This window comes from Bradyrhizobium sp. CCBAU 45389 (assembly GCF_028128625.1).
Taxonomy (GTDB): Bacteria; Pseudomonadota; Alphaproteobacteria; order Rhizobiales; family Xanthobacteraceae; genus Bradyrhizobium; species Bradyrhizobium liaoningense_B.
This window is the reverse complement of sequence record NZ_LBIY01000006.1, coordinates 1-1,885: the sequence shown is the minus strand read 5'-3', so window position 1 is coordinate 1,885 and position 1,885 is coordinate 1. Positions and strand designations below refer to the sequence as shown.

Annotated in this window: 3 protein-coding genes; 1 reads left to right on the top strand and 2 read right to left on the bottom strand. The window is 64.1% G+C overall.

Annotation, left to right across the window (positions count from 1 at the left end; genetic code table 11):
- Positions 1-445 (top strand): methyl-accepting chemotaxis protein (locus XH79_RS04690; protein ID WP_271580875.1); only part of this gene is annotated, 445 nt, incomplete at its 5' end.
- A 52-nt stretch (positions 446-497) separates the two neighbouring features.
- Here the strand turns inward: XH79_RS04690 and XH79_RS04685 are convergent.
- Together XH79_RS04685 and XH79_RS04680 are read right to left on the bottom strand one after the other, a co-directional pair.
- Positions 498-1,184 (bottom strand): glutathione S-transferase family protein, encoded by a 687-nt coding sequence (locus XH79_RS04685; protein ID WP_212347731.1) that lies wholly within the window; start codon positions 1,182-1,184, stop codon positions 498-500.
- 131 nt (positions 1,185-1,315) lie between these two features.
- Positions 1,316-1,642 carry a hypothetical protein gene (locus XH79_RS04680; RefSeq protein ID WP_212347734.1) on the bottom strand — a complete coding sequence of 109 codons (327 nt, stop codon included), beginning with the start codon at positions 1,640-1,642 and terminating at the stop codon, positions 1,316-1,318.
- Positions 1,643-1,885: the final 243 nt, after the last annotated feature.

The following is a 1,885-nucleotide window of genomic DNA, read 5'->3' as shown; positions in this document are numbered from 1 at the left end:
GACCATCGAGGCCGCACGCGCGGGCGAGGCCGGTCGCGGCTTTGCCGTGGTCGCCTCCGAGGTGAAGGCGCTCGCCGAGCAGACCGCGAAAGCGACCGGCGAGATCGGCCAGCAGATTTCCAGCATCCAGGCCGCCACCGAGCAGTCGGTCGGCTCGATCAGGGAAATCAGCGGCACCATCGAGCGGCTGTCGGAGATCTCGTCGACGGTTGCCGCCGCCGTGGAGCAGCAGGGCGCGGCGACGCAGGAGATCTCCCGCAACGTCCAGCAGGCGGCCCATGGCACCCAGCGCGTCTCGACCAATATCGGCGACGTGCAGCGCGGGGCATCGGAGACCGGTTCGGCTTCCTCGCAGGTACTCTCTGCGGCGCGCTCGCTGTCGGCGGACAGCAACCGGCTGAAGCAGGAAGTCGCGAACTTCCTGAGCTCGGTCCACGCTGCATAAAAGCAAAAGGCCACGCGCATGCGCGTGGCCTTCAAATCGCGGCAAGGTGTGATCAGGCGACCTTGGTCGTCATGTGCTTGAACATGTTGCTTCGCGCTTCGTCGTCCATCTCGGCCTTGAAGGTGAACTTGTCCTTCAGCGCGATCGCGCGCGCGGCTGCGGGCCGCGCCGAGATCTCGTCCACCAGCCGCTTCACGTTCGGGTATCGCGCAAAGGCGTCGTCGCCGAGCTTGAACGGCACCATCCGCGCCCAGCCCCACAGCGCCATGTCGACGATCGAATAGGCGTCGCCGACCAGATAGCGGCGGCCTTTAAGGTGAGCGTCGAGGATCTTGTAGTGGCGATCAGTCTCGTACTGGTAGCGGTTATGGGCGTAGTCGTGGTTCTGGTCCTTCGGCGCGAAATGCTTGAAGTGCACGGCCTGGCCCGAATACGGCCCGACACCGGTGGCGATGAACATCAGCCATGACAGCGTCTCGCCGCGCAACGACGCGGCGGGCAGGAACTTGCCGGTCTTCTCGGCGAGATAGAGCAGGATGGCGTTCGAGTCGAACACGATGGTGCCGCCATCGTCGATCGCCGGCACCTTGCCGTTCGGATTGATCTTGAGGAATTCCGGCGTGAACTGCTCGCCCTTGCGGGTGTCGATCTTCACCGGCTCGAAAGGCAGGCCGGATTCTTCGAGATAGAGCGCGACCTTGGTCGGGTTCGGCGAGCCGTTGAAATAGAATTTGAGCATCACCCATCTCCCCAGTGTTTCGTGCCGAGAGCGAACGCAGCGTCATTGCCGCTGGCGCCCTTCTCTTGCCTGAACCGTGTCGGAGAGAGCAACCGGCGAGTTTGCCGGGCGGTATCTGCGCCCCGCGCAGATCAGCCGGCGTAACAAAGGCCGATCGCCGCCGTAAGGATCATCGCCGCGCCGACCGCCTCCAGCCGCAGCCCGAGCCGCGCGGCCAGATGCATGTCGGAGGCGCGTGCCGCGCGCTCCGATCCGCGCGAATAGCCGTGAACGATGACGTCGTGATTGAAATTGTCGTGGGCCTCGTTGCTGCTGGCGAGCCCGACGCAGACCACGAGCACGCCGAACAGCGCGAGGCCGAAAAATCCGAGCAGGGCGATCAGGAACATCGGAAACATGCCGAGCAGGAAGATCGGCAGCAGCGGCACCAGCAGCAAAGTCTCGGACTGTCGTCGCATGGGGCCCAACCGGTCAGGACGGGGCTGATCGAGCGAATCTAGTCCTGACTGTCGCGGCATTCAAGACGCCGTAGGGTGGGTTAGCCAAAGGCGTAACCCACCACCTTTATCGCCGCACGAGAAGTGGTGGGTTACGCCGAGCAGATGCGCTTCGCGCATCTGCGGGGCTAACTGTGGAATCTCAGGAGATCGTCCATCGGTAGGCCGAGGCGGCTGATGGGTGGTTTGGCTTTCAGACTACCG